Source organism: Paracoccus sp. MC1854 (genome assembly GCF_014164635.1).
Taxonomy (GTDB): Bacteria; Pseudomonadota; Alphaproteobacteria; order Rhodobacterales; family Rhodobacteraceae; genus Paracoccus.
This window is the reverse complement of the sequence record NZ_JACJFU010000074.1, coordinates 1-4,943: the sequence shown is the minus strand read 5'-3', so window position 1 is coordinate 4,943 and position 4,943 is coordinate 1. Positions and strand designations below refer to the sequence as shown.

Below are 4,943 nucleotides of genomic sequence, written 5' to 3'. Positions count from 1 at the left end.
CCGGCCCCCGAGGTCCAGCAGGGACCGGCTCCGCCACCCCGAACCCCTTCGCCAGCTCCCCCCACCACGGCGCCGAGACCCGTCATGCACCAGGATTGGAAATGGACCACCTCAGTGGAGCAGGCCAGTCAGACGCCTGATCAGGGCTGTATCAGCCAGCCGATGCCAATCCCGGCGGCGGCGCAACCAAGGCTGAAATCCACTTAGCAGCAGACCAGACACGGGTCAGACAGAGCGAGACAGATCTCTTTTTATCTTGTCCGTGGGACGTGCCCATCAGCGGAACGTCTCCCCGGGCAGCCCACGATGTGGGAAGTTCGGGTGGGGATTGGACCGTCAGGCCCTGGGTTTTTCAGAGCCGAGAGCAAGTTGGGTCGGCCCCCTTCAACGGTTTTGGGCCTGAACAGATAAGAGGGAGTCTTTGATGTTCCGGATAAAAGGAAAGGCGACGACCAATCAGACCCCATCAGAAGCGGTGATGGTTGGCGTCGGTGTCAGGAAGACGTGGCTCGACGTGTTTTTGCACCCTATGGGGGAACGTGTCCGTGTCGGGAACGACGCCACGGGCATCGGCAAGCTTCTGACGTGCTGCTTGGCCCATTCCGCCGGGCTCGTGGTGATGGAAGCGACCGGCCGGTATCATCGCGCAGCGCACGCCGCCTTGCATGAGGCGGGTATTCAGGTCGCGATCGTCAACCCGTATCGCACCAAGTGGTTCGCGGATGTGCTTGGCCGTCTTGCCAAGATGGACGAGATTGACGCCGAAGTCCTGGCCCGGTTCGCGACCATCATGAAGCCTGCGCCCACCGAACCGTCCTCAGCAACAATGGCTAGGCTCAGAGAGGTCGTTGTTGCCCGGCGCCAAGTGATCAGCGAGCGTCTCGTGCTGGAGAACCAATGCGAAGAGGCATCCTCAGACATCGTGAAAGACCTTCTATCCGAACGGATTGCCCTCTGCCGACGACATTGCGACATTCTCGATGCCGAGTTGCAGGCGGTTCTGAAGACAGACCCGCAGATCGCGGGGCGATACGCAATCCTGACGTCAATCCCCGGCATCGGTCCGACAACAGCGGCGACGCTTCTGGCGGAGATGAAAGAGCTGGGCAGCGCCAATGCAGGCGAGGTCGCAGCCCTTGCCGGACTGGCGTCCATGAACCGGGATTCGGGAATGATGAGGGGCAGGAAGACGGTCCGCGGCGGGCGGGTCATGGCCCGGAACACCCTCTACATGGCAAGCGTCAGCGCAGTCCGCTGGAACCTTGATCTCAAGGCGTTCTACGAACGTCTGCGAGAGGCAGGCAAGCCGTTCAAGGTTGCGATCACGGCCGTCATGCGAAAGCTCCTGATCCTTGCGAACACCTTGCTGAAGGAGGGCAGGGCCTGGTCGGCGACCCCGCCCTGAACCAGCCTTTGGCTGCGCAGTCCCGGGCCTCAGCAGTGCGGGACGGAACTGCCATTCGCCGCAGGCCCAAAGTCGGTCTGCGAAAGAGGTCATCGCATCGCTCTGACGGTCAGAAAGCAGCCCTTTGCATGCGTGGCTTGGCACTCGCGGCAATCATCCGGAGCAGACACTCGGCGCCGCTTGCAGCGTCTTTGTTTCCCGCTCTCGGCGGCTGGTCAGGACCGGACTTCGCGGGCGCGGCGCTCAGATCAGCCCGCCGAGGCTTGCCGAAGATGAGCCACGTCCAGCGACCGCTGCCTGACTCTCAGCGATTGACGTCGACGACCGTCCGGCCCCGAATGCTGCCCGAAAGAATGCTGCGCGCGACATCCGGCGCCTCCTCCAGACCCACGGTCGTCACCATGGCGTCCAGCTTGCCAAGGTCGAGGTCGCTTGCCAGTCGCGTCCATGCCTCGATCCGCTTCGCCTTCGGGGCGTTGACCGAGTCGATTCCTGCCAGCGTCACGCCGCGCAGGATGAAGGGCAGGACGCTGCCCGGCAGGTCCACACCCTGTGCCAGCCCGCAATTGGCAACGACACCGCCGTATCGGGTCTGCGCCAGCACGTTGGCCAGCGTATGGCTGCCGACGGTGTCGATCGCACCGGCCCAACGTTCCGTTGCGATCGGCGCACCCTGTTGCGACAGCGTGGCGCGGTCGATGATCTCGGCTGCGCCCAGAGCGGTCAGATACTCGGCTTCTTCCGGTCGTCCGGTGGAGGCGATGACGCGGTAGCCGAGCTGGGCCAGCAGCGCGATCGCAACCGACCCGACACCGCCACTGGCGCCGGTGACCAGCACGTCGCCCTTGTCCGGCGTCACGCCGCCATGTTCGAGGGCAAGGACCGACAGCATCGCGGTATAACCCGCCGTCCCGATGGCGGCCGCATGGCGGGTATCGATGCCCGCAGGCAGCTTGATCAGCCAGTCGGCCGGCGCCCGCGCTTTCTGCGCGAAGCCGCCGTCATGTGTCTGGCTGAGGCCCCAGCCATTCAGCACCACCGCGTCGCCGGCGGCGAACTCGGCGCTGTCCGAAGCCTCGACGACACCCGCCAGGTCGATGCCGGGGATCATCGGGAAACGCCGGATGACCGGCGATGCGTTGGTGATCGCCAGCCCGTCCTTGTAGTTGATGGTCGAGTAGTCGACCCTGACCGTGACCTCTCCGACATCAAGATCACTGTCCTCAAGCATCACGAGTTCGGTCGTGACGCCTGCATCGGTTCGGCTGGCGCGGATGGCACGGAACGGCATGGCTCTCTCCTGACAGTTCGCGGCAAGGGCGCGGCGATGCTGCACCCGGTCGCGGCGCTTGCGTATGGCGTTGCCTCTACTTAATTCAATAATTGAACTGAGTCGAGGGCCTGCCTGATGAAGCCGAAATCCTTTGCCGGAATGCGATGCTCGATCGCCGGGGCGCTGGAACTGATCGGCGACCGATGGACCCTGCTGCTGATCCGCGACCTTTCGCTGGGGCTGCGCCGCTACGACGATCTGCGGGCCAGCACCGGCATTCCCGCAGCGACGCTTGCCGCCCGGCTGAAGCACCTCGTCGCGCATGGCATCGTCGAACGGGCGCGCTATCAGGATCGTCCGCCGCGCGACGAATACCGCCTGACCGCCAAGGGCCGCGACCTGTGGAAAGTCAGCGTCGCGCTGCGTGAATGGGGTGATCGCTGGAATGCGACCGGCCTTGGCGCGCCGCCTGTCGAGATGGTCGATCGGGAGACCGGGCGCCCCCTGACGCTGGCGCTCGTCGATGCCGAAACCGGCGCTCCGGTGCCGCGTGGTCGCGCCCGGCTTCGACCCGGTCCGGCGGCGGATGACCGCACACGCCAACTTCTCAATCAAGGCACAGGAGCAGGCGAATGAGGCAATCGATCGAGTTCTTCTATGATTTCCGCAGCCCCTACAGCTACATGGCCTTCACCCAGCTGACCGGGATGGATGCCGATATCGCGCTGCGGCCGATCAGGGTCCTGAAGCTGATGGAACTGGTCGGCAACGTCCCGACCACGATCACCTGCAAGGCGAAAGGGGCCTACGCCCGCGCCGATCTGGCGCGCTGGGGGCAGCGCTATGGCGTGCCGCTCAACCCCTCGGAGATGCGCGCGAACGATGGCGATGCCTGTTCGCGGGCGGTCCTGGCGGCGCAATCCCCGGCTGATGCCGCGACAATCACGCTGGCCCTCTATCGCGCGATCTGGAGCGAAGGAGAAACGCTCGCAACGGCCGATGACATCCTTGCGGTGATCGCGGCGGCCGGGATCGACGCAGGCCCGGTCGCCAGTCGGATCGACACGCCGGAGGTCGCCGCGCAGCTCGACGCAAACACCGCCGAGGCCGCCGAGCGCGGCGTGTTCGGCACACCCACCATCTTCGTCGGAGACGCGATGTTCTTCGGCAACGACCGGCTCGATTTCGTGCGCGAGGAACTCGCGCGCCAGGAGGACGCGGCATGACAGGCACGACCAAACCTCTCGCCCTCGTTACCGGGGTCGGTCCCGGCACCGGCGCCGCGATCGCACGCCGCTTCGCCGAGGGTGGCTATCGCGTGGCGATGCTGGCCCGCGACAAGGACCGTCTCGCCGCGCTGGAGAAGGAGATACCGGACTCGATCGCAGCGCCGTGCGACGTCTCCGACGCCGCAGCTCTGGCGCGCGTGATCGCCGAGGTCGGCAACCCCAAGGTTGTCGTCCACAACGCCGTCGGCGGCGCGTTCGGCACGTTCACCGAGGTCGAGGCCGAAACGCTCCAGCGCAACTTCGAGATCAACACGATGGCGCTGTTCCACCTCGCGCGGCTGACGACGCCGGCGATGATCGCGGCGGGCGAAGGCGCTCTGATCGTCACCGGCAACACCTCCGCCATGCGTGGGAGCGCCGGTTTCGCCGGTTTCGCCCCGACCAAGGCCGCGCAGCGCATCCTGGCGGAGTCGCTGGCGCGGGACCTGGGACCAAAGGGCATCCATGTCGCCTATCTCATCATCGACGCGGTGATCGACGTGCCGTGGCAGCGCGAGCGGCTGCCCGACGCCGCGGACGATTTCTTCATCTCGCCCGCCTCGATCGCGGCCGAAGTCCATCATCTCGCGCACCAGCCGCGCGACGCCTGGTCGTTCCTCGCCGAGGTCCGCCCCTTCCACGAACCGTGGTAAGCGCGATGGACAAACCGCGAGAAGATGCGCCCGACGGTCTCCGGCAGCTCCGCGCGATGATCGCAAGCGGGCTGCAGCCGCCGATCGGCGAGAAGCTGGCGTTCGACCTGGTCGAGGTCGAGCGCGGCCATGCCGTCTTCGAAGGGACGCCCGATCGCAGCGTCTACAATCCGCTTGGATTGGTGCATGGCGGTTACGCCGCCACGATGCTCGACAGGGGCATGTCAGCAAAATCTGTTGGTGAGGCTTCGCGGCTGGCATGATCCGCTAACATTGCTCGTCCCTGTCATCGGAGGAGCGCAGCCGTGCCGAACCATCCTAAGCGTCGAAGCAAGCTGGATCGG

At 65.5% G+C, this 4,943-nt stretch carries 6 protein-coding genes; 5 read left to right on the top strand and 1 reads right to left on the bottom strand.

Annotation, left to right across the window (positions count from 1 at the left end):
• The first annotated feature begins 424 nt into the window (after window positions 1-424).
• Window positions 425-1,405 carry an IS110 family transposase gene (locus H5395_RS17650; protein WP_182793829.1) on the top strand — a complete coding sequence of 327 codons (981 nt, stop codon included), beginning with the start codon at window positions 425-427 and terminating at the stop codon, window positions 1,403-1,405.
• 304 nt (window positions 1,406-1,709) lie between these two features.
• Here H5395_RS17650 and H5395_RS17645 read toward each other — a convergent pair whose 3' ends face one another.
• Entirely contained in the window at window positions 1,710-2,696 is a 987-nt protein-coding gene (locus H5395_RS17645) for an MDR family oxidoreductase (RefSeq protein ID WP_182793828.1), read from the bottom strand.
• 117 nt (window positions 2,697-2,813) lie between these two features.
• On the opposite strand from H5395_RS17645, the gene H5395_RS17640 reads away from it, so the two are divergent.
• From H5395_RS17640 to H5395_RS17625, 4 genes are read left to right on the top strand one after another with little or no spacing between them, the layout of a single operon-like run.
• On the top strand, window positions 2,814-3,314 hold the full coding sequence (locus tag H5395_RS17640; protein ID WP_182793827.1) for a helix-turn-helix domain-containing protein: 501 nt from the start codon (window positions 2,814-2,816) through the stop codon (window positions 3,312-3,314).
• A complete protein-coding gene (locus H5395_RS17635; protein WP_182793826.1) occupies window positions 3,311-3,904 on the top strand; it encodes a 2-hydroxychromene-2-carboxylate isomerase in 594 nt (197 codons plus the stop codon). Before H5395_RS17640 ends, H5395_RS17635 begins: the two co-directional genes overlap by 4 nt.
• Complete coding sequence (locus tag H5395_RS17630; RefSeq protein WP_182793825.1) at window positions 3,901-4,599, top strand: SDR family NAD(P)-dependent oxidoreductase; 699 nt, start codon at window positions 3,901-3,903, stop codon at window positions 4,597-4,599. The genes H5395_RS17635 and H5395_RS17630 overlap by 4 nt, the downstream gene beginning before the upstream one ends.
• A 5-nt stretch (window positions 4,600-4,604) precedes the next feature.
• Complete coding sequence (locus H5395_RS17625; protein WP_182793824.1) at window positions 4,605-4,862, top strand: PaaI family thioesterase; 258 nt, start codon at window positions 4,605-4,607, stop codon at window positions 4,860-4,862.
• Window positions 4,863-4,943: the final 81 nt, after the last annotated feature.